This window comes from Terrabacter carboxydivorans, from assembly GCF_039532035.1.
Taxonomy (GTDB): Bacteria; Actinomycetota; Actinomycetes; order Actinomycetales; family Dermatophilaceae; genus Terrabacter; species Terrabacter carboxydivorans.
The window spans coordinates 1-25,166 of record NZ_BAAARE010000036.1; the positions used below are offsets into that span (position 1 = coordinate 1).

The 25,166-nt window shown below is 69.9% G+C and carries 28 protein-coding genes and 1 rRNA gene; 13 read left to right on the forward strand and 16 right to left on the reverse strand.

The genetic code is table 11. From position 1 onward, the window contains the following. The first annotated feature begins 220 nt into the window (after positions 1-220). Positions 221-733, forward strand: coding sequence for a hypothetical protein (locus tag ABD297_RS22415; protein WP_344257354.1), 513 nt, complete (start codon positions 221-223; stop codon positions 731-733). 88 nt (positions 734-821) lie between these two features. Here the strand turns inward: ABD297_RS22415 and ABD297_RS22420 are convergent, their stop codons facing one another. Next, positions 822-2,030: an IS110 family RNA-guided transposase gene (locus tag ABD297_RS22420; RefSeq protein ID WP_344257355.1), complete on the reverse strand. Its 1,209-nt coding sequence runs from the start codon at positions 2,028-2,030 to the stop codon at positions 822-824. A gap of 289 nt (positions 2,031-2,319) precedes the next feature. Further along, positions 2,320-3,039, reverse strand: coding sequence for a hypothetical protein (locus ABD297_RS22425; protein ID WP_344257356.1), 720 nt, complete (start codon positions 3,037-3,039; stop codon positions 2,320-2,322). A gap of 220 nt (positions 3,040-3,259) precedes the next feature. Here ABD297_RS22425 and ABD297_RS22430 point away from each other — a divergent pair, with 220 nt between their 5' ends. Further along, the gene (locus ABD297_RS22430; RefSeq protein ID WP_344257357.1) at positions 3,260-3,739 is read left to right on the forward strand and encodes a hypothetical protein; all 480 of its coding nucleotides are present in this window, start codon (positions 3,260-3,262) and stop codon (positions 3,737-3,739) included. Between the two features lie 139 nt (positions 3,740-3,878). Here ABD297_RS22430 and ABD297_RS22435 read toward each other — a convergent pair whose 3' ends face one another. After that, positions 3,879-4,910: a hypothetical protein gene (locus tag ABD297_RS22435; protein WP_344257358.1), complete on the reverse strand. Its 1,032-nt coding sequence runs from the start codon at positions 4,908-4,910 to the stop codon at positions 3,879-3,881. Between the two features lie 714 nt (positions 4,911-5,624). Here ABD297_RS22435 and ABD297_RS22440 point away from each other — a divergent pair. Together ABD297_RS22440 and ABD297_RS22445 are read left to right on the forward strand one after the other, a co-directional pair. Next, on the forward strand, positions 5,625-7,055 hold the full coding sequence (locus ABD297_RS22440) for a purine-cytosine permease family protein (RefSeq protein WP_344257359.1): 1,431 nt from the start codon (positions 5,625-5,627) through the stop codon (positions 7,053-7,055). Beyond that, positions 7,052-7,525: a nucleoside deaminase gene (locus tag ABD297_RS22445; protein WP_344257360.1), complete on the forward strand. Its 474-nt coding sequence runs from the start codon at positions 7,052-7,054 to the stop codon at positions 7,523-7,525. The genes ABD297_RS22440 and ABD297_RS22445 overlap by 4 nt, the downstream gene beginning before the upstream one ends. A 187-nt stretch (positions 7,526-7,712) precedes the next feature. Here ABD297_RS22445 and ABD297_RS22450 read toward each other — a convergent pair whose 3' ends face one another. The 3 genes from ABD297_RS22450 to ABD297_RS22460 form a co-directional block, all read right to left on the reverse strand. Further along, the gene (locus ABD297_RS22450) at positions 7,713-8,771 is read right to left on the reverse strand and encodes a zinc-dependent alcohol dehydrogenase family protein (protein ID WP_344257361.1); all 1,059 of its coding nucleotides are present in this window, start codon (positions 8,769-8,771) and stop codon (positions 7,713-7,715) included. Beyond that, a complete protein-coding gene (locus ABD297_RS22455) occupies positions 8,768-9,667 on the reverse strand; it encodes an NAD-dependent epimerase/dehydratase family protein (protein WP_344257362.1) in 900 nt (299 codons plus the stop codon). The genes ABD297_RS22450 and ABD297_RS22455 overlap by 4 nt, the downstream gene beginning before the upstream one ends. A gap of 125 nt (positions 9,668-9,792) precedes the next feature. Next, a complete protein-coding gene (locus ABD297_RS22460; RefSeq protein WP_344257363.1) occupies positions 9,793-10,008 on the reverse strand; it encodes a hypothetical protein in 216 nt (71 codons plus the stop codon). Between the two features lie 129 nt (positions 10,009-10,137). Here ABD297_RS22460 and ABD297_RS22465 point away from each other — a divergent pair, with 129 nt between their 5' ends. The 4 genes from ABD297_RS22465 (at position 10,138) to ABD297_RS22480 (ending at position 14,028) form a co-directional block, all read left to right on the forward strand. After that, complete coding sequence (locus tag ABD297_RS22465) at positions 10,138-11,424, forward strand: threonine/serine exporter family protein (RefSeq protein ID WP_344257364.1); 1,287 nt, start codon at positions 10,138-10,140, stop codon at positions 11,422-11,424. A gap of 235 nt (positions 11,425-11,659) precedes the next feature. Beyond that, positions 11,660-12,466, forward strand: coding sequence for a P-loop NTPase family protein (locus ABD297_RS22470; protein WP_344257365.1), 807 nt, complete (start codon positions 11,660-11,662; stop codon positions 12,464-12,466). A gap of 160 nt (positions 12,467-12,626) precedes the next feature. Beyond that, on the forward strand, positions 12,627-13,253 hold the full coding sequence (locus ABD297_RS22475) for a GNAT family N-acetyltransferase (RefSeq protein ID WP_344257366.1): 627 nt from the start codon (positions 12,627-12,629) through the stop codon (positions 13,251-13,253). Positions 13,254-13,392: 139 nt separating this feature from the next. After that, complete coding sequence (locus tag ABD297_RS22480; protein WP_344257367.1) at positions 13,393-14,028, forward strand: dihydrofolate reductase family protein; 636 nt, start codon at positions 13,393-13,395, stop codon at positions 14,026-14,028. A gap of 69 nt (positions 14,029-14,097) precedes the next feature. Here the strand turns inward: ABD297_RS22480 and ABD297_RS22485 are convergent, their stop codons facing one another. Both ABD297_RS22485 and ABD297_RS22490 read right to left on the reverse strand, forming a co-directional pair. Further along, a complete protein-coding gene (locus ABD297_RS22485; protein WP_344257368.1) occupies positions 14,098-15,720 on the reverse strand; it encodes a chloride channel protein in 1,623 nt (540 codons plus the stop codon). Then, positions 15,717-16,184: a MarR family winged helix-turn-helix transcriptional regulator gene (locus ABD297_RS22490; RefSeq protein WP_344257369.1), complete on the reverse strand. Its 468-nt coding sequence runs from the start codon at positions 16,182-16,184 to the stop codon at positions 15,717-15,719. Before ABD297_RS22490 ends, ABD297_RS22485 begins: the two co-directional genes overlap by 4 nt. Before the next feature lie 174 nt (positions 16,185-16,358). Here ABD297_RS22490 and ABD297_RS22495 point away from each other — a divergent pair, with 174 nt between their 5' ends. Further along, positions 16,359-16,805, forward strand: coding sequence for an SRPBCC family protein (locus ABD297_RS22495; RefSeq protein WP_344257370.1), 447 nt, complete (start codon positions 16,359-16,361; stop codon positions 16,803-16,805). A 122-nt stretch (positions 16,806-16,927) separates the two neighbouring features. Here ABD297_RS22495 and ABD297_RS22500 read toward each other — a convergent pair whose 3' ends face one another. The 5 genes from ABD297_RS22500 to ABD297_RS22520 form a co-directional block, all read right to left on the reverse strand. Continuing rightward, entirely contained in the window at positions 16,928-17,131 is a 204-nt protein-coding gene (locus ABD297_RS22500) for a cold-shock protein (RefSeq protein ID WP_327445028.1), read from the reverse strand. 224 nt (positions 17,132-17,355) lie between these two features. Then, the gene (locus ABD297_RS22505) at positions 17,356-17,835 is read right to left on the reverse strand and encodes an SRPBCC family protein (RefSeq protein WP_344257371.1); all 480 of its coding nucleotides are present in this window, start codon (positions 17,833-17,835) and stop codon (positions 17,356-17,358) included. 100 nt (positions 17,836-17,935) lie between these two features. Further along, entirely contained in the window at positions 17,936-18,370 is a 435-nt protein-coding gene (locus tag ABD297_RS22510) for a VOC family protein (RefSeq protein ID WP_344257372.1), read from the reverse strand. A 93-nt stretch (positions 18,371-18,463) separates the two neighbouring features. After that, positions 18,464-19,711 (reverse strand): MbnB/TglH/ChrH family RiPP precursor modification enzyme, encoded by a 1,248-nt coding sequence (locus tag ABD297_RS22515; RefSeq protein WP_344257373.1) that lies wholly within the window; start codon positions 19,709-19,711, stop codon positions 18,464-18,466. A gap of 14 nt (positions 19,712-19,725) precedes the next feature. Beyond that, the gene (locus tag ABD297_RS22520) at positions 19,726-19,971 is read right to left on the reverse strand and encodes a hypothetical protein (protein ID WP_344257374.1); all 246 of its coding nucleotides are present in this window, start codon (positions 19,969-19,971) and stop codon (positions 19,726-19,728) included. A 180-nt stretch (positions 19,972-20,151) separates the two neighbouring features. Here ABD297_RS22520 and ABD297_RS22525 point away from each other — a divergent pair, with 180 nt between their 5' ends. Continuing rightward, positions 20,152-20,544: a hypothetical protein gene (locus tag ABD297_RS22525; RefSeq protein ID WP_344257375.1), complete on the forward strand. Its 393-nt coding sequence runs from the start codon at positions 20,152-20,154 to the stop codon at positions 20,542-20,544. Between the two features lie 12 nt (positions 20,545-20,556). Here the strand turns inward: ABD297_RS22525 and ABD297_RS22530 are convergent, their stop codons facing one another. Further along, a complete protein-coding gene (locus tag ABD297_RS22530) occupies positions 20,557-20,901 on the reverse strand; it encodes a DUF2200 domain-containing protein (protein ID WP_344257376.1) in 345 nt (114 codons plus the stop codon). Positions 20,902-21,020: 119 nt separating this feature from the next. Between ABD297_RS22530 and ABD297_RS22535 the strand changes: the two genes are divergently transcribed. Next, positions 21,021-22,007 carry a GNAT family N-acetyltransferase gene (locus ABD297_RS22535; protein WP_344257377.1) on the forward strand — a complete coding sequence of 329 codons (987 nt, stop codon included), beginning with the start codon at positions 21,021-21,023 and terminating at the stop codon, positions 22,005-22,007. 51 nt (positions 22,008-22,058) lie between these two features. Beyond that, the gene (locus ABD297_RS22540) at positions 22,059-22,418 is read left to right on the forward strand and encodes a VOC family protein (RefSeq protein WP_344257378.1); all 360 of its coding nucleotides are present in this window, start codon (positions 22,059-22,061) and stop codon (positions 22,416-22,418) included. Positions 22,419-22,487: 69 nt separating this feature from the next. Here the strand turns inward: ABD297_RS22540 and xylA are convergent, their stop codons facing one another. After that, on the reverse strand, positions 22,488-23,666 hold the full coding sequence (xylA, locus tag ABD297_RS22545; RefSeq protein WP_344257379.1) for a xylose isomerase: 1,179 nt from the start codon (positions 23,664-23,666) through the stop codon (positions 22,488-22,490). Positions 23,667-23,734: 68 nt separating this feature from the next. Between xylA and ABD297_RS22550 the strand changes: the two genes are divergently transcribed. Then, a complete protein-coding gene (locus tag ABD297_RS22550; RefSeq protein ID WP_344257380.1) occupies positions 23,735-24,982 on the forward strand; it encodes an ROK family protein in 1,248 nt (415 codons plus the stop codon). Between the two features lie 81 nt (positions 24,983-25,063). On the opposite strand, the gene rrf is transcribed toward ABD297_RS22550, so the two are convergent. Further along, positions 25,064-25,166: ribosomal RNA gene (rrf, locus tag ABD297_RS22555) — 5S ribosomal RNA — on the reverse strand; the annotation flags it as partial.

Genomic DNA, 25,166 nt, shown 5'->3' on the forward strand with positions numbered 1-25,166 from the left:
CATCGTGATGATTCCGTTCGAGAGATCTGTGGAAGGTGAACTCGAAGGATCACGCGGTGGCCGCTCCTACGTCCACGACCGGGACGAACTCGGCGACCGCGCTACACCACTATCGGGGACTTAACTGAACGTCCTCACGACTGAGGTCTTCCAAGCGCTGGACTTCCTGCCCCGCAGAGCCTTCCTCGGAAGCGTCTTGTCGGGTGCATGCGGTGCCCCGATGACTGCAGCGCAGGCGGACATCGAGCAGGTGACAGTAGACCTCCTCCCCGGCGACCTAGCCCGCCCTGACCTCGAGCTCCGCGCACAGCCAGACGTCCTCATCGACTCAGCCGAGACCTTCGTGTTTGTCGAGGCGAAGCGACTTCGACGATCGAGCTTCCAGGCAGACCAACTCGCCAAAGAGTTGTTGCTCGCGGCAGAGCACGGGCAAGGCCGTAACCCAGTCCTTCTCCTGGTACTCAGCGCTCCACCGCCCATCAGGGTGCAAGGGCACGGCACCCTCACGATCGAGGAGGCGGTGCTCCTCGGGCAACAACTCATATCGGCACGCCGCGGACGGCAGGTCGGCGTGCCCAATGCACTCGATTCGGTGGCTTGGACAACCTGGGGCGACATCGGCAGGGCGGTGGCGGCTGCAGCGCAGGATTACAACAACCCCGACGAGTCCACGCACAACGCCGTGACCCGAATCGCCATGACAGTGAGCGAAGCGCTGCGCATCCACGCCTGAGGGGCGAAGTTCCTTCGACGTCCGTTTGGCTTGCCAGGCGTACGAATCTCTGTATGCCCCCGTGAGTCTTACCGGCTCCCTTCTGTTGTCAACCGGTCGCGTCGAGGTGGGTCTTCCGCGTGATGTGCTTGCGGCGTAGCGTCGTTGATGCGGGTCCGGGAAGTGGCTGATCCGAAGCGCTGGTGAACGGGTTCGAGCCGGCCGCGCTGGATAACTGAGACGCCCCGTAGTGCCCTCCCGGACTCGCGTCTATCGCTTCGCCCGCCGTGGCGTCGACGGCTGCGGCGTCGATGACGAGCTGGCGATAGATGGCGTCGGAGATCCGGCGCTTCAAACAACGGATCGCCTCCAGGGGCCGCTTCCCCTCGGCGCGCTTACGCCGGTAGTAGGCCCTCCCATCGGTGTCCAGCCGGATCTGGGAGATCGCAGCGATGTGGATCATGTGGTTCATCCGCCGGTCCCCAGCCCGAGAGAGCCGGTGCCGAGAATGCTCCCCCGACGAGGCGTCGAGGGGCGCTGTGCCGGTCCAGGAGGCGAACCGGTTCCGGTCAGCGAACCGGGACACGTCCCCGACGTCCGCCAGTACCCGCGCCGCGACGACCGGGCCCACACCATGCAGGTCCATCAGGTGTGACCCGCGGGCCAGGACGATCGCCTTGAGCTCAGCGGTGGCCTTCTTCATCTTCGCCTCGACGGCGACCAGCTCAGCAAGCTCTTCGGCGGCGATCCGGCGCCGGGTCCTGCCCGCGATGTCACGCGGGCGGACCGAGGCCAGCATCCGCTTGGCCTGCCCGGTCGTCAGGTCCTTCTTCGCCTGTCCCGGAAGCAGTTCCGCCAACAAAGCCTGCAGCCGGTCCACCGTTTGCACCCGCCTCCGGCTCAGCGACTCGCGCCGGTCGACCAGCATCCGCAGCGCCTCGAGCTCACCGTCGGGCCGCAGCACCCGCAACCCTCGGGTGCGCACGGCGACCATCGCGATCGAGTGCGCGTCATGGGCATCGGTCTTGCGGTTGTGACCGGTGTCGAACAGCCGGACCCGAGCGGCGAGCTTCGCCGGGACGTCGACGACGGCCTGCCCGTCCTCGAGCAGTCGCTGCGCCAGCGGGCGACCCACCCCGTTCGCGCCCTCGACGGCCCAGGTCCGCGCCGGCCACGCCTTGGCGTACCTCAGCATCGCGGCATAGCCGGCCTTGTCGGTGGTGAACCGGCCGTGACCGAGCCGGCGCTCGTGCTCGTCGACGACCTCGATCGTCGCCGACAGCTTGTGGGGATCGACCCCGATGATGATGCGTTCCATGCTCGTGCTCCCACCTGTGCTCGTGCCGACGTGGACGGCGAGGTGGGCAGTGCTACTACGAGCAGGGCAGTCCCTTCTTGAGCCACACCTCGTCACGGTGACCGGCGGGCCGCAGACCGATAGTGAGCCACACCGGTGACGCTGGTGGGCAGCCGCAAAGAGAGCTGCCCGCCGATCACCTGGACCGAGTCTGGCCAGACACCGGCCCTACCGACAATCGTCTAGTAGCCGCGAAACGGCACTACTGCAGCGCGCCTCGAGATCGCACGGGCGTAGCCCCCGTCTTTGCCTAGGCGGACTGGCTCAAGATCGCCCTCTGAGCCTCAAGATGACGGCGCAGCGACACCACAACATCCCCGGATGCGTCATCTTCCTCTTCGTGCACCGCCCCATAAGCCTTCGCCAAGACCGGCGTATGGGAGGTGACGAGTTCGAAGAACGGCATCAACTCGTCGAGGGTGAAGACGACGACGTTGCCCTCCTCCGAGTACGCCTCCACGGCATCCAGGTCGGTCACGAGATTGCCGATGATTTGGGGAGTCAAAGCACCACCCGCACCGGACTCGACATACGCATTCAGCGAAGCTCGGAAGTTCACCAAGCACTCCGGGTCCTCGACGGTCGCATCGACTAGGTCCGCCTTGACCACTTCGGCCGGGACGACGGACTCGTCCCCCTTCCGGCGTCCGGCAACCCAGATAGCGCCTCCCAGAGCAAGGCCGAGAACCAAGATCGCGCCACCCGCCTTCGTAGCCGTCACAGTTCCCAGCTTCGGCAGCTCGAACCTAGAGCTGTCAAGTCGGGGGAGACGCATCTTCTTGACTTGCTGGGCAACCTGCTCTGCAACCTCGTCGAGATCGGGCGCATCGTTCAACAGCTCGACGAGACGGCCCGTCCCGACTTCACGCACGACGCCACCGACTTGGTACGCCAATCCCTGGGCAATCTTCGCCGCTGTCGCCGTGGTCATCTGCAAGCGCGGCTGGACAACGATCATTGGGTCAACCATGACGTTGATCCTAGGGTCGTCACCAGCTCGTGCAGTGCAGTTCTGGGAGCCTCGTGACAGGCAAAGTGGTCCGCTGCACTCTGCCGCTTGTCGACCTCCTAGGGACCATTAAGGGCGCCCTCCTCAGTGAGTGTGACGTTGGAGACCCAGCGCGGGGAATTCGCCTTGACCGGATCCTCACGAGTGGGAACGGAGCGGACGCCAACCTACTCTCAGCCGTATGACGGAGTTGCTTGCAGCCCTTTTGGGGTCCCTGGTCGGTGGGCTTACAACATGGGCCGTGGCACGCGCGCAGATACGACATGAGGTGACTTCGCGACACCGCGAACGCATCGATGACCTAGTAGCGCGATTGCACACCGACGCACAGATGCTGGGCGTGAAGTCGCTCCAGACCCGGTTGCCCGACCAATCGCGCCTCGAATCGCTGACGCTGCAGGCTGGCATCCTGACGGCCCGAGCAAGGGACAGCGACTCGCATCTTGCCTGCATTGTGGAGGAGGGCCTGACGTCGATTCATGACAACTTGATCCTGCCGAATGAGATGGAGTCTGAGGTGGCAATAGTCAAGCCAGGCTCATACGGCAGGTCGTCGTTCGCACTGTCCGGGCTGCTTGCAATGTGGTTGCGGCATCCCGAGAAGTTTGAACGCGAGCGTCCGACGTTCGCAGCTGCGTTAGCGAAGGTGGATGAGGGCTAGCCTCGTCGCGCACCGCTCTCAGACGAACGCGCGGCGCCTCCGGGTACACCGCGAGGGATAGCGCTCGCGCATGCCGAACGGGGGGCCGCATCTGTTGCGTCACTCCGCCGCCACGGGACGCACGCTCTTCGTAGCGGTTTCAATCCAGGTCGGGAAGGTCGGCCAACCCAGGAACACCTTCGCCAGCATCGCTCTCAAGCTCCAGCGGACTCTCGCCCGCAGCGCCCTGCCGCTCCACGGAGGCTGTCTCCGACCAGTTGCCGGCCCCGGGATGCACGGCTCGGTAGGTCGCCTCGAGTAGTTGGTGAACGGCGGTGTCATTCAGATCGTTGCGACGGAGCCGGATCGCAACAGGGTTGGCACCAGCGTTGTACGTCGTCTGCCAGTTGAGCGTGTATCCCCGTTCAGCAAGTAGCTCCCGAAAATGGGCGAAAGCGGGGGACTCGTCACCGCGGGACTGGTCCGGGTCCGGTAAGTAGATCTGAGCTCCGTCCTTGCGCGGCCACAAGGGCGCCCACACCCGTCGTCCGACCCTGATCCCGATGTAGGACTTGGGCGAGTAGTCGACGACAATTGGACCGAGGTGCTCCCGAGCCCACTCTGCGAAATCCAAGTGGAAGAGCCATGCGTCCTCAGTCAGTGCATCCTTCCAATCAGTCTCGGTGCGCGACTGACCGGCGGTCACGGCCAATGGAGTCCCGCTCACGTCGACACTGTCGTTCGTCACGACAAGGTCTGGCACGATGACGACCTCGCTAGACCCTTGCCATGAGCGCAGTTCCACCACGAGCAGCGGCACGTACTCAGCGAGTTCCTCTAGCGCAATACGGAACCTTCCCCCGGTGCTTTCAGCAACCAACACCGCAACGTGCGTCTTGTTCGGGAACCGACGTCTGTTCCGGGCCCAGTAATCAAAGACGCGGAAGCTGTGCGATGCGTCAACCTCGCCCAGTTGAACCTCGATGCTGTAGTACGTATCGCCTGCAGCGGCAAGGATGTCCAGGTTGCCGCCACCGACCTGCGTCTGTTCCTGCTCCACCAGCGCTAGCGGCCCCAGCCCGAGCCGGGCCAAGTCCGCCGCAAGCCAGTCCTGCAACCAGAACTCGTTTCGACCAACATCCTTGAGCCGAACCAGGCGCCCGGCCTGCACCGGCACCAGCTCATTTGACACGTTTCCCACAATGGCAGCCTAGGTCGTGGCTCGGTAGTGGTCTGCCGCCAAGCAGCCTTCGATCCGCGGCAGAGGAGCGATCTGTAGGGCACGACAAGGTGTGCGGGAAGGCAGCCCGTCTACGAGCTCGCGGCATGCGTCTTACCGCCGCGTGTTCACCACGCCCGATCCCGCCCACGGCGGCGTCGCCGTTGCGTACGCTCCATGCGTGGCCTTCGAGATACGAGTCCTCAACGCCGAGTGCCCCGTCTGCGAGCACTATGGGCCCCATCCGTCGGACGGAGGGGGCAGGTTCACCTGCGTCCTATGCAATACGACGTTCGGCACAGGTGGGCAATCGGACGAAGGCACAATGACCATCGATGACGATGGGGGCGATTGGGCGAAGCGGATGTCCTGAGCTCGAACAGTCGACGGCGCGTCACACCGCCAGTCGAGCGAACCTTCCAGAGCCTGGATCGGACAACAGGGTTGGCCCCATTTCCTGCTCGGCCGCCTCGGGTCGACTTCAGGACCGTTGTTCAACGAGGACAATGCCGCCATGTTGCGACGCTATCGACGGGAGTCAGAGTCACAACGTGCCGTCGGCGTGGGCGTGGGCAGCTCACACATCCGACCGCGGCGCGGACCGACGTCCCGGCACCCAGCGGCCACCCAGCCTCCCGTTACGCCTCCGAAACCCACAGGGCCGGCATATGCGCGATCATCGCGCCCATGACACCAGCTGAGCGGCAAGCCGTCTCCGTCGAGGACTCCAACCCCATCGGCGCCGAGCACTACGGCTCCAAGACCTTGGCCGTCGAGCCGGGGGGCATCGAGCAGATCCCCGACAGCGAGCGGCACGGCAGCCCGGTCAACCTCCTGTGGACCTGGATGAGCCCGAACCTCGAGTTCGCGACGGTCGCCGTGGGCATCATCGGCCCGCTCTTCTTCGGCCTCTCCTTCGGGCAGACACTGGCCGCGATCGTCCTCGGCACGGTGCTCGGCTCGGTGACGCACGGCATCCTGTCGAGCTGGGGCCCCCAGCATGGCCTGGCCCAGATGGTGCTCTCTCGCACCGGCTTCGGCTTCCTCGGCAACATCCTGCCCGCCGGGCTCAACGCGCTCGTCGCCGGCATCGGGTGGTTCGCCGTCAACAGCATCAGCGGCGCCCTCGCCCTGCACGCTCTCGTCGGGGGCCTGCCGACGTGGCTCTGCCTGGTCGTCGTGGTGGCAGCGCAACTGCTCATCGCGTTCCTGGGGCACAACCTCGTGCACGCCTTCGAGCGCTACGCGCTGCCGCTGCTCGCGGTCGTCTTCGCCCTCGGCCTGTTTTACGTGTTCTCCAAGGCGGACCTGGGCGCAGCGGGCAAGCCGATCCCGGGAGCGTTTCTCATCCAGACCGCTGCGGCATTCGGCTACGCCTGCGGCTGGAACCCGTACGCGTCGGACTACACCCGCTACCTCCCGAAGACCTCGAAGGCCCGGACCGTCGGGCTCTTCGCCGCCCTCGGCATCAGCATCTCGTGCATCCTCCTCGAGGCTGCCGGCGCGGCGATGGTCTCCGCCGCGGGCAAGGCCGCCGCGGTCGATCCCGGCGTCTACACCGGGCTCATGCCGACGTGGCTCGGTGACCTGACCCTCCTGTGCATCGCCCTGGGGGCGGTCGCTGCCAACGCGCTCAACATCTACTCCGGTGCCATGTCGTTCCTGGCGCTCGGCATCAGCCTGCCGCCGCACCGGGCCCGCGCCATCGTCGCGGTCGTCTTCGGCCTGCTCGGTCTCGTCCTGGCGCTCTTCGGCCTGCAGAACGCCGGCACCAACTACGAGAACTTCCTGCTCGTCATCGCCTACTGGATCGGCCCGTGGCTCGGCGTCGTCCTCACCGACCGCCTGCTGCGCCGCGGAGATCCGCGGGCCGAGGTGAGCGCGATCGCGACCGACCGTCGCTACGTCAACTGGGCCGGGGCCATCGCGATGTTCGTGGCCATGGTGGTCTCGATCTGGCTGTTCTCCAACCAGACGTTGTACGCCGGCGTCATCGTCAAGGCCAGCCCGGGCATCGGTGACATCACCTTCCTCGTCGGGTTCGTCCTCGCCGCTGGGTTGTATGCCGTCCTGCGCCGCCTGCTGCCCGCCCGCACCTCCGTGGGGGTGACGGCATGACGGTCAAGCCGTCCGCCGGGTCCGACTCCGACCGCGCCATGCTCGCCGTCGCCCTGGACGAGGCGCGCGCGGGGCTGGCCGAGGGCGGCATCCCGATCGGCGGGGCGCTCTTCGCTGCCGACGGCACGCTGCTCGGCCGCGGCCGCAACCGCCGGGTCCAGGAGGACGACCCGTCCATCCACGGGGAGACGGACGCCTTCCGGAAGGCGGGGCGGCAGCGGTCCTACCGCGGGACGACGATGGTGACCACGCTGTCGCCGTGCTGGTACTGCTCGGGGCTGATCCGGCAGTTCGGCATCAGCCGACTGGTCATCGGCGAGTCGCGGACCTTCACCGGCGGTCACGACTGGCTCGCGGACGACGCCGGCGTCGAGGTCGTCCTGCTCGATGACCCCGACTGCGTGCGCATGATGACCGACTTCATCGCGGCCCGCCCCGACCTGTGGAACGAAGACATCGGCGTCGACTGACCTGGCTCCCGCGCAACTGCAGCGGTCTCAGCGGCAGTGCCTCCTTGGACGTAGGTGCTGCGAGAAGCGTCGGCAAGGGAAGGGAGGGTCGTAGAACGTCTTCTGCACCTCGACGACGGGGAAGCGCCGCACGTAGGACGCCTGCGAGACCGTCCAACCACACAGGCCGACCCGGACGTCCACGGTCCTACGCCTCACCCGGGTGGCCGGCCCCAAGGCTGACGACCGTCATCCCCGCGGCTGAAGCCCGATCCATCGAGGCGAGGGCTGCTCCCGCTTCCTCTAGGCCGATGACCTGGCCGACGAGGTCGGCCGGGCGGAGGGAGCCGTCTTCGATCAGCCGAAGCATCGCCGGGTAGTCGCGCGCCGGCATGCCGTGGGACCCGTAGATCTCGAGCTCCTGCGAGATGACGAGGTCCATCGGGAGTGGTGGCGTCGACTTCGGCCCGAGCAGCAGCCCGGCCTGCACGTGCCGGCCGCGACGGCGCAGGCTTCGCACGGAGGCCACCGCCGACTCAGGCGAGCCGAACGCGTCGATGGAGACATGCGCGCCGCCGCCCGTGGCCTCATGGATCGCCGCGGCCACGTCCTCAGCAGCCCCACCGTCAACGACCACAGCAGCCCCCAACGCCGAAGCCCGTTCCAGCGCAGCCGGATTCACGTCGACAGCGACGACCTGCGCGCCGAATGCCACACCGATCATCACTGCCGACAGTCCGACCCCACCGCACCCGTGTACGGCCAGCCACTGACCGGACTCGAGCCGCCCGTGCGTCGTCAGCGCCCGGAACGCCGTCGCGAACCGGCACCCCAGCGACGCCGCTGTCACGAAGTCGACCGAGTCCGGCAGCCGCACGAGGTTCGTGTCGGCGCCGTGGATCGCCACGAGCTCGGCGAACGATCCCGGCCCCGTGAACCCGGGCTGCGTCTGGTCGGGACACACCTGCGCCTCACCGGCCAGGCACCACGAGCACACCCCGCATCCGCACACGAACGGCACCGTCACCCGGTCACCCACCGCCCAGTTCCGCACGCCAGCGCCCACGGACGCCACGACACCAGCCAGCTCGTGACCGGGCGTGTGCGGCAACGGCACCGGGTCGTGGCCCATCCACGCGTGCCAGTCCGAACGGCATACGCCAGTGGCCTTCACGGCGACGACGACCCCACCCGCAGGACACGACGGCTCCGGCACGTCAGCGAGTGACGGCATACGCCCGTACTCGTCGTAGACGACGGCCCTCACGACGAGTGCGGGTCCGTCAGGACGTCGCGCCACGAGTGCTGAGGCGAGTAGCCGAGCAGGTCGCGCGCCTTGTCGATGGAGTAGAAGGTCTCGTTGCGCCCCATCGGCCGCCGCTGCTCCACCCCGTTGTAGAACCGCGACCGCACCTCGTCGGTCGTCGCGGCCACGGACATGTCGGCGTTCGCGACGTTGAAGACCTCGTAGCCCAAGCCGTCGGTCTCGAGGCAGCGCGCCACCATCTGGCCGAGGTCGCGAGTGTCGATGTAGGCGAAGATGTTGCGCCGCCGCAGCGCCGGCTCGTCCAGGAACGGCGGGAACATGCCGGCGTACTCGTGCGGCTCGATGACGTTGTTGATGCGCAGCCCGTAGATGTCAAAGCTGGTGCGGGCCTGGAACGAGCGCGCCGTCACCTCGTTGGCGACCTTCGACATCGCGTACGAGTCCTCCGGCACCGTCGGGTGCTCCTCGTCGACGGGCACGTAGAGCGGTCGCCGCTCGCCCTGGGCGAAGCACACGCCGTACGTCGTCTCCGACGACGCGAAGATCACCTTGCGGATGCCGAGCCGCGTCGCGGCCTCGAGCACGTTGTACGTGCTCAGCACGTTCGTCGCGTATGTCTTGGCCTCCGACGTGAGCAGGATCGCCGGCACCGCGGCGAAGTGCACGACCGCGTCGTATGCCGGCTTGGCCGCAAGCTCCAGCTCGTCGAAGCGCGCCAGTCCCGCGAGGGCTGAGTACGTCTCACCGATGTCGGTGAGGTCGACCCTGAGGTCGTCGACGCCCGGGTGCTTGAGCGGGACCAGGTCGGCGTTGGTGACCTGGTGGCCCTGCTCGGCGAGGAAGGGTGCGACGTGCTTGCCGGCCTTGCCGCTGCCGCCGGTGAAGAAGATGCGCATGCCACGATCCAACCACCGAACGGCCGCCACACCGCGGGTCCGCCCACGCCCCGACACACGAAGCGGCGGCCCGGGCCGAAGGACCCGAGCCGCCGCCGTCGAACACTTGATGAGGAGCCGGCCTCTCAGCAGAGAGACTCCGCGACTGCGTTCTTGGCCTGGCCCCCGCCGACGGCCTGAACGAGCTGCCCCACGTTCTCGAATCCGGGGACGCCGCCGCTGTTCACCGTCTTGTGCACCTGGCCGAAGCACGCCGAGCTCGACGGTGCTGCGGAGGCGCTGCCGGCGAAGCCGACCATGGCGAGAACGGCGATGGACCCCGTGGCGAGAATGCGCTTCATGAGACATCCCTTTCTGGTTGGTGGGTGCGGATCACCCATCGACACCTCTTCCGCGCCAGGGATGCGCCCGGATGCAGCCCGCCCGGACTTTTTCTTCAGGGCGGCACGTCCGCTGACATGATGACGACCATGCAGGACGACGCGGACCGGCAGACCGAGACCCGCGCCCTGCTCTCCGAGCTCGGCACCGCGATGATCGCCAGCGGTCAGCCGGTGCAGGAGATCGAGGAGGAGCTCGCCGAGGTGAGCGCCCGTCTCGGCTACCCCGACGTGCAGACCGCCGTCGGACCCACCGGCCTCATGGTCACCCTCACGCCCGGCGGCGCGTCCACCTACCGCTCCGCCCACGCCGGCCTGCGCCTGCACCAGTCGGCGAGCGTCCGGCTCATCCGCCACCAGCTGCTCGTCGGCGAGCTGACCGTCGCCGCCGCCCGCGACGAGCTCACCGCCACGGCCACGCGCCCCGTCCAGCAGCCGCAGTGGCTCGTCGCGCTCGCGTGGCCGGTGCTCGCCGTCGGCATCGCGCTCATCCTCCAGCCCGGCTGGGCCAACGTCGCCGCCGCCGCGGTCGGCGCCCTCATCGTGCTCGCGCTCGTCCAGCTCGCCGAGCGCTACGAGGTGGTCAAGGCGCTGCTGCCGACCCTCGCCGCCTTCGCCGTCTCGCTGGTCGTCTTCGGCGCCGCCGACGCCGGCCTGCTCGAGGGACCGCTGCGCACCGTCCTGCCGCCGCTCGCCGTGCTGCTGCCCGGGGCGCTCGTCGTCAACGGCATGTCCGAGCTCGCCTCCGGGCACATGCAGGCCGGCTCGGCCCGCCTCGCCTACGGCCTGGCCCAGCTCGGCCTCTTCGCCCTCGGCCTGCTCATGGCCACCGCCCTGCTCCGCATCCCGACACAGACCCTCGTCAACCTCCGCGTCGACGAGATCGGCTGGGCCGGCGCCCCCGTCGGACTCGTGCTCATCGGCGCGAGCATCTGCCTCATGGAGGGCGTCCCGCTGCGCCTGCAGGGCTGGGTGCTGCTCGTGCTGAGCCTCGCCTTCGGCGCCCAGGTCGCCGGGCAGGAGCTCGGCTCCATCGCCCTCGGCGGCTTCGTCGGCGCCATCGCCGCCAGCCTCGGCGCGAGCATCGTCGAGCTGCGCCGCCCCCTCCTGCCGCGCCTCGTGCTCTTCCTCCCCGCCTTCTGGCTGCTCGTGCCCGGCAGCCTCGGCCTCGTCGGCGTCACCGAGCTCGCCGCCGGCCGCGAGTCCGTCACCGACGTCGCCCTCGGCCTGCTCGGCGTCGCCATCGCCATCTCCCTCGGCCTGCTCGTCGGCTCCTCGGTCGGCCGCGCCCTGCGCGGACGCTTCGCCGCCCCCGTCGACCCCGAGGCCGCCGCGGGGACGGTGGGCACGCCTGGCTCGGCCGCCCCCGCCACCTGAGCGTCGATCACCAGGCCGCAGACCCGGCCACACGGCATACGCGATCGCCACGAACGAGCCCCCACCTGAGGGCACCGGCCCACGGGTGGGTACGCACCACCCTGTCCCGTCGAACCACGAGCGACGCCGTTGGTTGCTGAACGGTCTCGACCGCACCGCAGTGCACGCCCTGACCGCGACGGACCGTAGGCTCTAGGGGCCGATCGGGCCCTGACCATCACGCCGAGGAGGCACCGTGACCCAGACATCGTCCCGGATCAAGACGATCCTGCCGACGTCGAGCCGCACCGCGCTGGGCGCGACCGTCGCCACCGGCGTGCTCACCGCGCTCGCCCAGGCGCCCGAGCGGATCAGCCGCCTGCTGCGCGACCGCTACCCCATGGTCGCCGTCACCGGCATGACCGGCGTCGGCAAGAGCCAGCTCGTCGACCGGCTCACCCGCCGCTCCACCGACGACGCCGTGGCGCAGGTCGGCTCGGCCGTCATGGAGCGCCGCACCCGCAAGGGCGCCCGGCTGCACGGCTTCCGCTTCCTCGTCGTGCCCGGCGACAACGCCGCCACGCGGCTCAGCGCCCTCGACGAGGTCTTCCACGACCAGCCCGTCGACGGCGTCATCCACGTCGTCGCCAACGGTCACGCCACCCCGCGCCGTGCGGGCGGCACCACGGGGACGGCCGCCGCGACCCGCGAGGAGCAGCTCGCCGCCGAGCTCGAGGACTGGACCATCACCTCGCACCGCATCGCCTCGATGGCCGTGCGCCGCCACAAGCCGATCTGGCTCATCATCGCCGTCACCAAGACCGACCTCTACCCGGGCGAGATCGACGACGTCGTGCGCTACTACTCCCCCGGCAGCGGCTCGCCCTTCGCCGAGCGCGTCGACGCCCTGCGCGCCCTCGCCGGCGGCGCCAAGCTCTCCATCGACGTGCTGCCCGTCTCCGCCAGCGGCGGCGACCGCAAGTCCGCCTTCCCCGAGAAGCGCGCCGGCGCCATGGTCGACGCCCTCGCCGACCGCCTGGGCCAGCTGAGCGGCCACGCCTGACCGGTCCCCGCCGGACCCTTGCGTATGCCGTGTCGTGGCCTCACGACCGGCCGTCCCGTCCCGATCGGGCCTCGTTCGCGGCCCCGGATCGTCCGCCTCGGTGGGCATGCTGGGTGGCAGACCGCGATGACGCGTCGCGACCGGGCACAGGAGGGGACCGTTGTCGGAGACCAGGGGACGCGAGGAGCAGGACAGCCGCGAGGCCGGTGACGGTGATGAGGGTCGCGACCGCTTCGAGGTCAGGGCGCTGACGCCGGAGACGTGGGACGCCTACTCCGCGCTCATGGAGCGGCACGGCGGCGTCTTCGGCGGCTGCTGGTGCACGTGGTTCCACACGATGAGCGGCGAGAAGGAGTTCAGCCACGACGCCAACCGGTCGCTCAAGCAGCAGCTCGTCGAGCAGGACCGCGCCCACGCCGCGCTCGTCTTCGACGGCGACGAGGCGATCGCCTGGGCCCAGTTCGGCTCGCCCGCCGAGCTGCCCAACATCCGCCACCGCAAGCAGTACGAGGCGGAGACCGAGGTCCTGCCCGACTACCGCGTGACCTGCATCTTCGTCGACAAGCGCTACCGCCGGCAGCACGTCTCCGACGTCGCGCTGCAGGGGGTCGTCGACCTCATCGAGGCGGCCGGCGGCGGCACCCTCGAGGGCTACCCGCACGACAAGGGCGGCAAGCGCGAGGCCGTGCTCTACAGCGGCACCCGCACCCTCTTCGAGCGCACCGGCTTCGACTACGTCCGGCCCAAGGGCCAGTTCAACTGCGTGATGCGCCGCACCGTCCCGTGACCTTCGGCTGACCTCAGGGGGCTGACGTCGGCCTGGCGTCGCTGACGTCGGGCGGTGATGGCGGGCCGCATCGGGCCTCGACGTCACCGGCGCGAACTAGCATCGACGTGCCGAGCGCAACCGACCCAGGATGGTGCCGATGTCACTCACCCGGATCCACAACTTCTCCATCTCCCTCGACGGGTTCGCCACGGGCGAGCCGCAGTCGCTCGAGGCGCCCTTCGGGCACGCCGGCCAGCGGCTGCACCGGTGGATGATGGCGACCCGGTCCTGGGACGCCGAGGCCGGGTCGACCGGCGTCGACAACGCCTACGCCGAGCGCCACGGGCCCGGCATCGGCGCCGAGATCATGGGCTCGCACAAGTTCGGCCCGCCCGGCTGGCACGACGACCCGGACTGGAAGGGCTGGTGGGGACCCAACCCGCCGTTCCACACCCCGACCTTCGTGCTGACCCACCACGCCCGCCCCTCGATCGAGATGGAGGGCGGCACCACCTTCCACTTCATCGAGGCCACGCCGGCCGAGGCGCTCGAGACGGCCCGCGAGGCGGCCGGCGGCCAGGACGTGCGCATCGGCGGCGGCCCGAGCATGGTGCGCGACTTCCTCGCCGCCGGGCTCGTCGACCACATGCACCTCGTCCAGGTCCCGATCGTCCTCGGCCGCGGCGTCCGGCTCTGGGACGGGCTCGAGGGCGTCGAGGCGGCCTTCGACGTCGAGGCGGTCTCCTCACCCAGCGGCGTCACCCACTTCACCTTCACCCGCAAGGCCTCCTGAGGCCTGCGCCGACAGCCCCGGGCTGACGGCCCGCCCGGGCCCGGGGTCAGACCGGGCCCGGGGCTGAAGTCAGCGGCGGCTGAGACCGAGGGGCCTGGTGAACACCTGCTCCCGCTCGGTCGCCTCGGTCAGGTCGTGCCGACGCGCGACGAGGAGCGACTGCACGTCGATGTGCCCGACCACGTCGCCGGTCTCGTCGAGCACGGCCGCGCCGTCGTGGCCGTGCTCGGCGAAGACGTAGGCGACGTGGCGCAGCGTGTCCCGCTCGCCCACGACGTGGTGGCCGCCGTCGGTCGCGAGCCCGCGCGCCACGGCCATCGCCTCCGGAGTCGTGCTCATGACCTCGGACGCGAAGAACGTCTCGAGCGGGTCGGTGCTGTAGTCGCGGGTGAGGTGCAGGCCGCGGCGGGCGATCTTCTCCGTGAGTACGGAGCGCTGGAGGACGAGGACCGACACGGCATACGCCGTCGACGACGCGATGAGCAGGGGCAGCATGGCGTCCCACGCGTGCGTGAGCTCGAGGGTGAAGACGACGCCGGTGAGCGGCGAGCGCATCACCCCGCCGACGACCGCGGCGAGGCCGAGCATGGCCCAGAAGCCCGGGAAGACGTCGGGCAGGACGAGACCCAGCGCGGCCCCGAGGGCGCCGCCGATCATGAAGATCGGTGCGAGCACGCCACCGGAGGTGCCCGACCCGAGCGACAGTGACCAGATGAGCGTCTTGACCACGAGGATGCCGACGATGAGCCCGGTCGTGGCGTGCCCGGTGAGCAGCTGGTCGATGACGTCGTAGCCGACGCCGAGCGCGCGCGGCTCGACGAGGCCGCCCAGGCCGATGACGAGGCCACCGATGGCGGGCCACCACATCCAGTGCATCGGCAGCCGCCGGAACAGGTCCTCGGCGAAGTAGACGAGCCACGTCGCGCCGAGAGCCACGAAGGCGCCGCTCAGCCCGACGAGGACGCTGAGCGTCTCGGCGGTCCAGGCGATGTGCACGTCGGCGTGCGGCACGGGGAAGATCGCGCCGACGCCGATGAGCGGGCCGCGCACGACCGTGGCGACGGCCACCGCCGCGACGACCGGGACGAAGCTGCGCGGTCGCCACTCGAAGAGCAGCAGCTCGACGGCGAGGAGCACGGCGGCCAGCGGTGAGTTGAAGGTGGCGGCCATGCCGGCGGCCGCTCCCGCGACGAGCAGCGTCTTGCGCTCGTCGGCGGTCAGGCGCAGGTGCTGCGCAAGGATCGATCCGATGGCGCCGCCGGTCATGATGATCGGGCCCTCGGCGCCGAACGGGCCGCCGGAGCCGATGCTGATCGCGGCCGAGATGGGCTTGAGCACGGCGACCTTGGGCTCGATGCGGCTGCCGCCGATGAGGATCGACTCGATCGCCTCCGGCATGCCGTGCCCGCGGATCTTCTCCGAGCCGTAGCGCGCCATGAGGCCGATCACGAGGCCTCCGACGACGGGCGCGAGGAGCACCAGCAACCACGGGTGGTGCGTCGCTCCCGGTGCGATCAGCGAGGTCTCGAACCGCTGGTAGAAGACGAGGTTCGTCGTCAGGCCGATGAGCCCCAGCAGCACGTAGGCCGCGGCCGCACCGAGCGCTCCCACCGGCAGCGCCCACGCGGCGATGAGCAGCATGCGCGGATGGACGTTGAAGTCCCCGAGCTCCACCCGCTTGGCCCCGCTCACAGCGGCACCGGCCCGGTGAGGTCGTGGTGCCGCTGCTGCAGGGCGTGGTGCAGCACGTTGAGGCTGTCGGTGAGCGAGCCGAGGGCCGCGGCGTCCAGGCTGTGCAGGGCGCGGGTCAGCTCACGCGAGCGCCACGCCAGCACGGCCTCGATGACGTCCCCGCCGTGCTCGGTCAGATCGAGGAGCACCCGGCTGCGGCTGTCCGGGTCACCGGCCCGGGTGACGTGTCCGGAGGCCACGAGCCGGTCGGCCAGGCGCGTCACGGACGAGCCGCTCACCCCGAGCACGTGGGCGAGGTCGGTGCAGGACGACCGGCCCTCGTCGCGCAGCGCGAACAGTAGCCGCATCTGGGGCAGTGACACCTCCCCCACCTCGTCGACGCTGCGCACGGCGAGGCCGAGCAGGTCGCGGGTCACCACCTGCAGGGCATCGACCGCGGTCGGGAAGGATCGGCGCGTTTGCATGCGACAAGTCTTGCATGCGACAAGTGATCGCCCGAAAGTCGACCGAACCCCGGACTGCCTGGACACCCGCCACTCGGCGCACTCCAGGAACCGCGTCGCCACGGGACCATCGCCTCTTGCACGCCCCCACCCCCGTCGGCCTAGCGTCGAAGTGGTGGGAAGGAGGTGATGACAATGGCAACGCTGACACGAAGCATCACGATCCACGCCCCGGTCTCGACGGTGTTCGCCCTCGCGGCGGACATCAGCAAGCTGTGGAGGGCGGAGGACGTCGCCCTGGCAGAGGTGGACATCAAGCCGGAGGGCGTCGGCACGTCGGCACGGATGTTCTCGCACGTGCTCGGCTTCCACATCGAAGGCGGTCTGGAGTACACCGAGTTCGTCCCGCAGGAACGGATCGTCGCCCAGGTGCACTTCTTCGCCGAGAAGCCGACGTGGACGTTCACGTTCCACGAGGCCGACGGCGGTGGCACCACGGTGACCGCCGTGGGCGAGTGGGTGATGAAGGTCCCGGTCGTGGGCAAGCCCGTCGAGCAGATGATGGTCAAGGGACACGAGTCCTTCCTCGAAGGCATGCTCGCCCACCTGAAGACCGAGGCCGAGGCCCAGGTGATGGCCTGAGGGCCAGCAGCCCCACGGCCTCGCGGTCACCGGCCAGCCGGCGACACGGCATACAAAAAGTGATCCCCCGACCGCACGGTCGGGGGATCACTAGGGACGGAGTCCCTGAAGACTGTCGTGGGTCAGATGCCCTTGACCTTCTCCGCCTGCGGACCCTTGGGGCCCTGCGTGACGTCGAACTCGACCTTCTGGCCCTCCTGGAGCTCGCGGTAGCCGCTGCTCTCGATGGCCGAGTAGTGAACGAAGACATCGGCGCCGCCGCCGTCCTGCTCAATGAAGCCGAAGCCCTTTTCGCTGTTGAACCACTTCACGGTGCCTGTTGCCACTGGTGTTGCCTCTTCTTGTCTTGCGAGGCCTCCCGTGTGGAGACCTCGGCCTGCCGAGGGTCACGACGAGCGCGACCACACGAGTTCCGTGCGGCGACTCAGTCGTGCCGGGCCCGTGATGCGTGGACCCGGACGGCAGCTGGGCTAGACGGTAGCAGTCATAGGCCCTCCGTCTCGGTCTCTCTCACATGCTTCCTGAAAGGCGAGACCTCTCTCACCCTCGCTCAGGCGCCGGACCCGGTCGTCGGGGCCTGCTCCAGTGAGCGCTTGAGGGACGCGAGGGTGCGGTCGCGCTCCCGGTCGGCCATCCACCGGGCGGCCGGCCTGAAGAGCCGCATCACGCCGTAGAGCTCGCCGACCGCGGTGTGGTGGACCACCGTTTCGTCGCCGTCCTCTTCCAGCACGTAGGCGGGCTCGGCTCGGGTCAGCGCGACGCCGAACCAGCTGAGCGTCTCGCTGAACGCGATCCGCGTAGGCGGGACGAGCTCGACGACGCGGCCCTCGAAGCGGCCCATCCTCGTCAGGTCGAGGTAGGTCGTGCCCTCGCGGACCGGCAGCTCCGACACGGACTCGCACCGTCGGAACAGCCCGTCGCGGTGCATCCACTGCCGGTAGGCCGGCAGGTCCGCCAGCCGCTCGAAGACCTCACGGGCCGGTCGCCGGACCACCGTCCGCGACTCGAACCGGACCACGCTCGCCGCCATCGCCGCCTCCTGGTCGCCCTCGTCCCCGGCAGCATCGTGCTGCGTCGGGTCGACCCTTCAACGCTAGGCACCGCGAGGCCGGTGCGGAGCGGAATCGCGCTCAGTCGAGGCAGAACTCGTTGCCCTCGACGTCCTGCATGACGAGGCACGACTCGTTGACGCCGTCGGCGACGAGCAGCCGCACGCGCGTCGCGCCGAGCTCGAGCAGCCGCGCGCACTCCGACTCGAGCGCGGCCAGGCGCTCCTCGCCGACGAGGGCGGTGCCCACCCGCACGTCGAGGTGCAGCCGGTTCTTGGCGACCTTGCCCTCGGGTACGCGCTGGAAGTAGAGCCGCGGCCCGACCCCCGTCGGGTCGACGCACGCGAACGCCCGCCCGTGCTCCTCGGTCGGCAGGGTTGCCTCGAACTCCTCCCACGAGCCGAAACCCTCGGGCGGCGGCGGAACGACGTAGCCGAGCACCTCGCACCAGAAGCGGGCGACGCGCTCCGGCTCGGCACAGTCGAACGTGACCTGGAACTGCTTCACCGATCCCATGCCGCACACCCTAGGAGCGCCCCGCGGTCGTCGCCACGCAGTTCGCGAGGCCGTCGCGGCCGCACGCCGAGCACCACGCGTGCGACAGCGTTCTCAGCGGTCGTATGCCGTCAGGGCCGTCGTGAGGTCGGCCCTCCTCGTGAGCCACTCGGCGAAGGCATCCCCCTGCGCGTCGGTCCAGAGGCTCGCCGGCGAGGCCGCGAGGAAGTCCGTGAGCACCGTCTCGGTCTGCTCACGGCCCAGGACGGTCAGGAGCCGGCCGAGGACGTCGGGGTGGGTGCGCACGAGGAGCGAGAGGCGCGCCTCGTCGGTCAGGGCGCGCATCAGCGTCGCGCCCGAGTCGGGCGTCGATAGCTCGTCCGACGAGCGGGTCGTGTAGGCGACGAGCTCCGCCTCGCGCTCCGCGGTGCCGACCTGCGCTGCTCCGGCCGGGCCGTGGTCACCGAGCGGCACACGCACGGGGGCGGCGTGCCGGGGCGGCGCGGCGACCGCAGGCCCGTCGACGATGCGGTGCATGGCCGTCAGGACCTCGCGCAGCCCGGCCACGCCCTGCTCGGCCAGCGACGCCGGCACGGCCTCGTAGATGACGGCGCGGACCCGGGGCAGCGTCGGCACCACGCGGGCCGCGAGCGCGAGCAGCTCTGGCTCGATCGGACCGACGTGGGCGTCGAGGTAGTAGCCGTCGGTCTCGAAGCCGCCGGCCAGGTGCACCTCCCACACACGCTCGAGCGGGATGAGCGAGAGGAACTCCTCGACGCTCTGGCGGCCGTTGCGCTCGTTGGTCCAGATGTTGTGCAGGTCGAGCAGGATGCCGCAGTCGGCGCCCTCGGCGATGGCCGCGACGTACTCCCCGTCGCTGAGGTCTCCGGGCACGGGCTGGAGGTAGTTCGTCGGGGTCTCGACGAGGAAGGGCCGGTCGTGGGCGTCCTGGTAGGCATGGATGTGACGCACCGCGGCCGCCACAGCCTCCGGCGTCTGCACGGGCGGCAGCAGGAAGCCGGCGTGCGCGTCGCCGGCGACGTTGAAGGCCAGGTGCTCGCTCCAGTGGACGGCGTCGAGGTCACGCGCCGACGCGGCCGAGGCGAGGACGCCCTCCGGGTCGGGGGCGGTCATGCCGCCGACGGGGTAGCCCACGCCGTGGGCGAGCAGCGGGCGTCCGCACGATCGGAGCCACGCCAGGGGCTCGGGCGAGATCACCTTCCCGCCGCCGAAACGGGTCTCCCAGAGGGTCTGCGGCTCGACCTCGACGACGTCGACGAGGCCCTCGATGCCGTCCCACAGCTGGTCCAGCGATCCGAGTGCGATGACTCCGACGCCGAGGTCGAGCCGCGTCCAGCTCATGACACGTCGCCCCTTCAGCCCACGCGGAGCTGGGGGCCGGCGAGCACCGGCTGCAGCTCGAGGTCGGGCGTGACGACGAACTCCTCGAAGCGGCGCCAGTCGATCTGGATGCCGGAGTTGCAGCTGCCGCAACCGAACCGGTCGAAGATGCTGGCCTGGACCTTCTGGAAGGTCTCGAGGTTGCCGAGGATGTTGCCCGGCACGTGGACGGTCACTGACAGCTCGCGCGGCGGGAGCGGCTGCGGGTTGAGGTCGGCCATGAGGGTGGTCCTTTCCGATCAGGATCCGGTCGCGGCGGACTGCCGCCACCTGACCCCTCAGAGCCGGCCGGCCCCACGGCTGATACCGAATCGGGACACACTCGACAACGGCGGCGCCTCGTATCAGGTGCCGCCGCCCGCGGCTCTGTCCTTCACGCACCCAGTGGAGGAGGCACAGCCGTGGCCATCATGGAGCTCGTCACGAGCTACAACGTCCGCGTGAGCCAGTCGAACCTGACCGCGGCGACGCGAGAGGTCCAGCTCCGGCTGGAGTTCGGCTCGACCGTCAGCATCTTCTTCGCCCCGGTCCGTCCGAGCGTCTGGCTCAGCTTCCCGGCGCCGAAGGTCATCGAGATCTGGATGACACAGGACCAGTTCGTCGACGTGCACCGGATCCTGCAGACCGAGGACCCCGTCTACTGCACGGCCCTCGACCTGTTCGGCCTCCAGGTCGGCTCGGTGCACACCGAGCTCGACCTCAGCCTCGGCGAGCCCACGGGTGAGGGCTACCGGGACGCCAGCCTCGAGGCCCTCGTCGTCCGCGCGCGACAGGCCGCCGGCTCCGAGGGTTAGCAGCGCACCCGGTCAGGCGCGCAGCACCTTGGCCATCGCCCTGCCCTTGGCCAGCTCGTCGACGAGCTTGTCGAGGTAGCGGATCTTCTGCATGAGCGGGTCCTCGACGTCCTCGACGCGCACGCCGCAGACGGTGCCCGTGATCGCCGACGCGTTCGGGTTGAGGTGCGCCTGCGCGAAGAAGTCCTCGAAGGTCGTCCCGGCGGCGAGGTGCGCGTCCAGCGCCTTCGCGTCGTAGCCGGTCAGCCACTCGATGGCCTCGTCGAGCTCGGCCTTGGACCGGCCCTTGCGCTCGACCTTGGTGACGTAGTGCGGATAGACCGACGCGACGGAGGTGGTGAAGATCCGGTGCCCCATGTCTCGAGGGTAGCCACGAGCGGTGACGGTGGGCCCGTCTCAGCCGATTCTCGGTGGCCGGGGCAGCGCACCTCGGGCACGATCGGGAGCCCCACCCACCGGCCAGATGGGTCCCTCGCATGCGCGCCGCCCCCACCGTCCGTCCGCTCGACCTCGACGACGACGCCGAGCTCGCGGCCGCGTATGCCGTCGAGTCGGCGGCGACGAGCGACGTCCGCCCCGGGTGGGTGCCACTGGGCGAGGCCGCCCGCCTGGCGGGCTGGCAGGCCGACGACGGTTGGGCACGCCACCTCGTCGGGGCCTTCGACGGGGCCGAGCTCGTCGGCGTCGCCTCGGCCCAGACGAGCCGCGACACCCCCGACACGTGCTGGGTCGACGTCGCCGTCCACCCGCGCTCGCGACGAATAGGCTTGGGTATGCGTCTTGCTCGCGCCGTCGAGCAGAGCGCACCTTCCGCTGTGACCCGTTTCGTCGCCGGCGCCCACCGACCCACGACCGCTGCGGTCGACGCGCTCGTCGACGGGTTCGCCCGGCGCCTCGGCTACACCATCGCAACGACCGAGACCGTCGTCGAGCTCGACCTGGGGCACGCCGACCTGTCGGACGACGCGACCCGCCACCACACGGCATACGCCATCTCGACGCACGTCGACGGCGTCCCGGGGGAGCTACGCGAGCAGGTCGGCGTGCTCAAGGGGCTCGTCGACGCTGAGGCGCCCAACGGCGAGCTCGACTGGCAGCCGACGCCCGTGGGCGTGGAGGAGTACACCGACGAGATCGCCCTCTGGCAGCGACAGGGACGCACCGCGATCGAGTCCGTCGCGGTCGACGCCCACGGCTCGGTCGTCGCGTGGACGTGCCTCGTCGTGGCCGCCGACCCGGCGCGGCCGGCGCAGGTCGAGGGGACGCTCGTGCTCGTCGGGCACCGCGGTCACGGCCTCGGCCGGGCGGTCAAGGTCGCGTCGCTGCGCGCCGCGCGAGAGCACGGGGGTGCGTCCCGCGTGCGGACGAGCAGCGACGACGCGAACGTGTGGATGCGCGCCGTCAATGCCGGTCTCGGCTTCGTCCCCGTCGAGTCCGAGGTGATCCTGCACCGGCGCCGGTAATCCCCGCCCCTACGGACGCCGATCGTCCGGGACCGGCCCTACCGTCGAGCCATGACCATCGCTCGCTACCCCAGCTTCGTCATCGACTGCCCCGACGCGGAGGCACTCGCCACCTTCTACGGCACCCTGCTCGGCTGGAACGTCAAGGCCTCCGACGGGTGGGGGGAGATCCGCGACGAGAGCGGGCAGCAGTGCATCTGCTTCCAGCAGGTCGAGGACTACACGCCGCCCCAGTGGCCCGGCCAGCAGGTGCCGCAGCAGATGCACCTCGACGTCATGGTCCGGGACCTCGACGAGGCCGAGCCGGAGGTGCTCGCCATCGGTGCGACCAGGCACGAGCACCAGCCGGGCACGTCGTTCCGCGTCTTCCTCGACCCCGCCGGCCACCCCTTCTGCCTCTGCGTCGACTGACCCCCTGCACCCGTTCGAGGTGGACGCGCGGCAGAACCTGCGGCGCGTCCACCTCGAACGGGTGCGACGTCAGGCGATGAGGTGCTCGAGCGCGAGCTGGTTGAGGCGGACGAAGCCGTAGTCGCGCTCGGCCGCCTTCTCGGGGTCGAAGCCGTCGTCGGTGGCCAGCAGGTCCTCGACGGACTCGCCCGCGCCCAGGGTCGGCTCGGCGAGGTCGAGCACCCCGGCATACGCCCACGCCTCGGCGGTGCGCGGGTCGGCCCGGAAGGCAGCCGCCTTGTCGGCGAGCATGAGGTACATCGCCATGTTGGCCTTCGCCGACTCCCACACGCCGTCCATGAACTCGGTGCGCGACGGCTTGTAGTCGAAGTGGCGCGGGCCCGTGTAGCGCGGACCGTCCGGAATGCCCGGGAAGCCGTTCTCGAGCAGGTCGACGGTGAAGAACGCCGACGTCAGGTCGCCGTGGCCGAAGACGAGGTCCTGGTCGTACTTGATGCCCCGCTGGCCGTTGAGGTCGATGTGGAAGAGCTTGTCGCTCCACAGGGCCTGGCCGAGCGCGTGTGTGTAGTTCAGGCCCGCCATCTGCTCGTGGCCGGTCTCGGGGTTGAGGCCGACGATGTCACCGTGCTCGAGCTCGGCGATGAGGGCGAGCGCGTGCCCCACGGTCGGCAGCAGGATGTCGCCGCGCGGCTCGTTCGGCTTGGGCTCCAAGGCGATCCGCAGGCCGTAGCCCTTGTCCTTGATGTAGCCGGCGACGGTGTCGAGGCCCTCCTTGTAGCGGTCGAAGGCGGCGTGCAGGTCCTTCGAACCGTCGTACTCGCTGCCCTCGCGACCGCCCCACATGACGAAGGTCGAGGCGTCCATCTCAGCGGCGAGGTCGACGGCCCGCAGCACCTTGCGCAGGCCGAAGCGGCGCACGGAGCGGTCGTTGGCCGTGAGGCCGCCGTCCTTGAACACCGGGTGGCTGAAGGTGTTGGTCGTGACCATCTCGATGGTCAGCCCGGCCCGGTCGGTGGCGTCCTTGAGCTGACCGCAGATGCGCGCCCTGGTCGCGTCGTCGGCGTCGAAGGGGAAGACGTCGTTGTCGTGGAAGGTAATGCCCCAGGCCCCGAGCTCGGCGAGCCGGTCGGAGTACTCCCACGGGTCGAGGACGGGGCGCGTCGGGCCGCCGAACGGGTCGGTCCCGGTCCAGCCGACGGTCCACAGGCCGAAGGAGAACTTGTCGTCGGGGGTGGGCTGGCGCGTCATTGCGACTCCTCGTCGATGGGGTTTGTTTTGTCATGCAACTTAACCTCACGACCAACTAGGGTCAAGGCATGGCCAAGCTGCGCCAGGCGAGCCTGCGCCACGCGAACCTCGCCCTCGTCGTCCGCACCGTCCTCGGCGCGGACGTCCCGCCGTCACGTGCCGACGTCGCCGCGGCCACGTCCCTGACCCGCTCGACGGTGTCGCGCCTCGTCGACGAGCTCGTCGCCGGCGGGCTGCTCGAGGAGGTCGGGTCGGCGACTGCCGGCACGGCAGACAGGCCCGGGAGAGTCGGGATCGTCGACGGGTCAGACGGTGCGGGTCGTCAGGGGCGACCCGGCCGTCCGGCCACGCCGCTCGTGGCGTCGAGGGGACGCTTCGCCGCCCTCGGGCTCCAGGTCGGCGTCGGCCATCTCGCGGCCCGACTCGTCGACCTCTCGGGAACCGTGCTCGCCGAGCAGCGCGTGACGGCCGACCTGAGCGGGACGCGACCGAATGACGCCTTCCGGCGTCTGTGCACGCTCGCGCGGCACGTACTCGACGCCGTCCCCGACGGGTGTCGCGTCGTGGGGGCCGGTCTGGCCCTGCCCGGCATCGTCGACGTGGTCGACGGGCGCCTGCTCAGTGCCCCGAACCTCGGCTGGGAGGACGTGCGGCCCGCGCCGGCTCTCGAGCAGGCCCTGGGTGACCTGCCGCTGCGGGTGGGCAACGAGGCGGACCTGTCGGCGTACGGCTACGCCCATCCGGCGCCCGGGAAGGACCGCGGGCCGCAGGACTTCATCTACCTCAGCGGGGAGGTGGGCATCGGTGGCGCAGTCGTCGTCGGCGGAGAGCTCGTGACCGGCCGCCACGGATGGGCCGGGGAGATCGGGCACGTCTGCGTCGACCCGGACGGTCCCGCCTGCCGCTGTGGATCGACGGGGTGCCTCGAGCAGTATGCCGGCCGCGTCGCCCTGCTGTCGGCCGCGGGACTCGACGCGGGCGCGTCGCCGGTGGAGCTCCTGGGGCGCGTCCGCGAGGGTGACGCCGTGGCTTCAGACGCTGTCCGCGCCGCCGTGCGAGCCCTGGGGATCGCACTGGCCGGGGTCGTCAACGTGCTCGACCTCCCGACCGTCGTCCTCGGCGGTCACCTGGCACAGGTCGGCGAGCTACTCGCCCCGGACGTCGAGGCTGCCCTCGGCCGGCGCGTGCTGTCGGCGCACTGGGTGACACCCCGCGTCGACATCGCCCCGGACGACCCGGCTGCGGGCGCGACAGGTGCGGCACTGCTCGCCCTCGAGGGGCTCGTGCGCCATCCGGCCGAGGTCATCTCCCTCTGAAACGAAGAAGATTGACCGCGGAAATGGGCGCAGAAATGCGACAACCCCGCCGGTTGCCCGGCGGGGTTGTCGTGAATGTGTGTCCGGCTGCGTCCTACTCTCCCACACCGTCACCAGTGCAGTACCATCGGCGCTGAAGGGCTTAGCTTCCGGGTTCGGAATGGAGCCGGGCGTTTCCCCTTCG

What these genes read in the sequence shown, in the direction of transcription:
- ABD297_RS22415 (WP_344257354.1), top strand. Translation starts at nt 221, where the DNA reads ATGACTGCAGCGCAGGCGGACATCGAGCAGGTGACAGTAGACCTCCTC.
- ABD297_RS22420 (WP_344257355.1), bottom strand. Translation starts at nt 2,030, where the DNA reads ATGGAACGCATCATCATCGGGGTCGATCCCCACAAGCTGTCGGCGACG.
- ABD297_RS22425 (WP_344257356.1), bottom strand. Translation starts at nt 3,039, where the DNA reads ATGGTTGACCCAATGATCGTTGTCCAGCCGCGCTTGCAGATGACCACG.
- ABD297_RS22430 (WP_344257357.1), top strand. Translation starts at nt 3,260, where the DNA reads ATGACGGAGTTGCTTGCAGCCCTTTTGGGGTCCCTGGTCGGTGGGCTT.
- ABD297_RS22440 (WP_344257359.1), top strand. Translation starts at nt 5,625, where the DNA reads ATGACACCAGCTGAGCGGCAAGCCGTCTCCGTCGAGGACTCCAACCCC.
- ABD297_RS22445 (WP_344257360.1), top strand. Translation starts at nt 7,052, where the DNA reads ATGACGGTCAAGCCGTCCGCCGGGTCCGACTCCGACCGCGCCATGCTC.
- ABD297_RS22455 (WP_344257362.1), bottom strand. Translation starts at nt 9,667, where the DNA reads ATGCGCATCTTCTTCACCGGCGGCAGCGGCAAGGCCGGCAAGCACGTC.
- ABD297_RS22460 (WP_344257363.1), bottom strand. Translation starts at nt 10,008, where the DNA reads ATGAAGCGCATTCTCGCCACGGGGTCCATCGCCGTTCTCGCCATGGTC.
- ABD297_RS22465 (WP_344257364.1), top strand. Translation starts at nt 10,138, where the DNA reads ATGCAGGACGACGCGGACCGGCAGACCGAGACCCGCGCCCTGCTCTCC.
- ABD297_RS22480 (WP_344257367.1), top strand. Translation starts at nt 13,393, where the DNA reads ATGTCACTCACCCGGATCCACAACTTCTCCATCTCCCTCGACGGGTTC.
- ABD297_RS22490 (WP_344257369.1), bottom strand. Translation starts at nt 16,184, where the DNA reads ATGCAAACGCGCCGATCCTTCCCGACCGCGGTCGATGCCCTGCAGGTG.
- ABD297_RS22495 (WP_344257370.1), top strand. Translation starts at nt 16,359, where the DNA reads ATGGCAACGCTGACACGAAGCATCACGATCCACGCCCCGGTCTCGACG.
- ABD297_RS22505 (WP_344257371.1), bottom strand. Translation starts at nt 17,835, where the DNA reads ATGGCGGCGAGCGTGGTCCGGTTCGAGTCGCGGACGGTGGTCCGGCGA.
- ABD297_RS22510 (WP_344257372.1), bottom strand. Translation starts at nt 18,370, where the DNA reads ATGGGATCGGTGAAGCAGTTCCAGGTCACGTTCGACTGTGCCGAGCCG.
- ABD297_RS22515 (WP_344257373.1), bottom strand. Translation starts at nt 19,711, where the DNA reads ATGAGCTGGACGCGGCTCGACCTCGGCGTCGGAGTCATCGCACTCGGA.
- ABD297_RS22520 (WP_344257374.1), bottom strand. Translation starts at nt 19,971, where the DNA reads ATGGCCGACCTCAACCCGCAGCCGCTCCCGCCGCGCGAGCTGTCAGTG.
- ABD297_RS22530 (WP_344257376.1), bottom strand. Translation starts at nt 20,901, where the DNA reads ATGGGGCACCGGATCTTCACCACCTCCGTCGCGTCGGTCTATCCGCAC.
- ABD297_RS22535 (WP_344257377.1), top strand. Translation starts at nt 21,021, where the DNA reads ATGCGCGCCGCCCCCACCGTCCGTCCGCTCGACCTCGACGACGACGCC.
- ABD297_RS22540 (WP_344257378.1), top strand. Translation starts at nt 22,059, where the DNA reads ATGACCATCGCTCGCTACCCCAGCTTCGTCATCGACTGCCCCGACGCG.
- xylA (WP_344257379.1), bottom strand. Translation starts at nt 23,666, where the DNA reads ATGACGCGCCAGCCCACCCCCGACGACAAGTTCTCCTTCGGCCTGTGG.
- ABD297_RS22550 (WP_344257380.1), top strand. Translation starts at nt 23,735, where the DNA reads ATGGCCAAGCTGCGCCAGGCGAGCCTGCGCCACGCGAACCTCGCCCTC.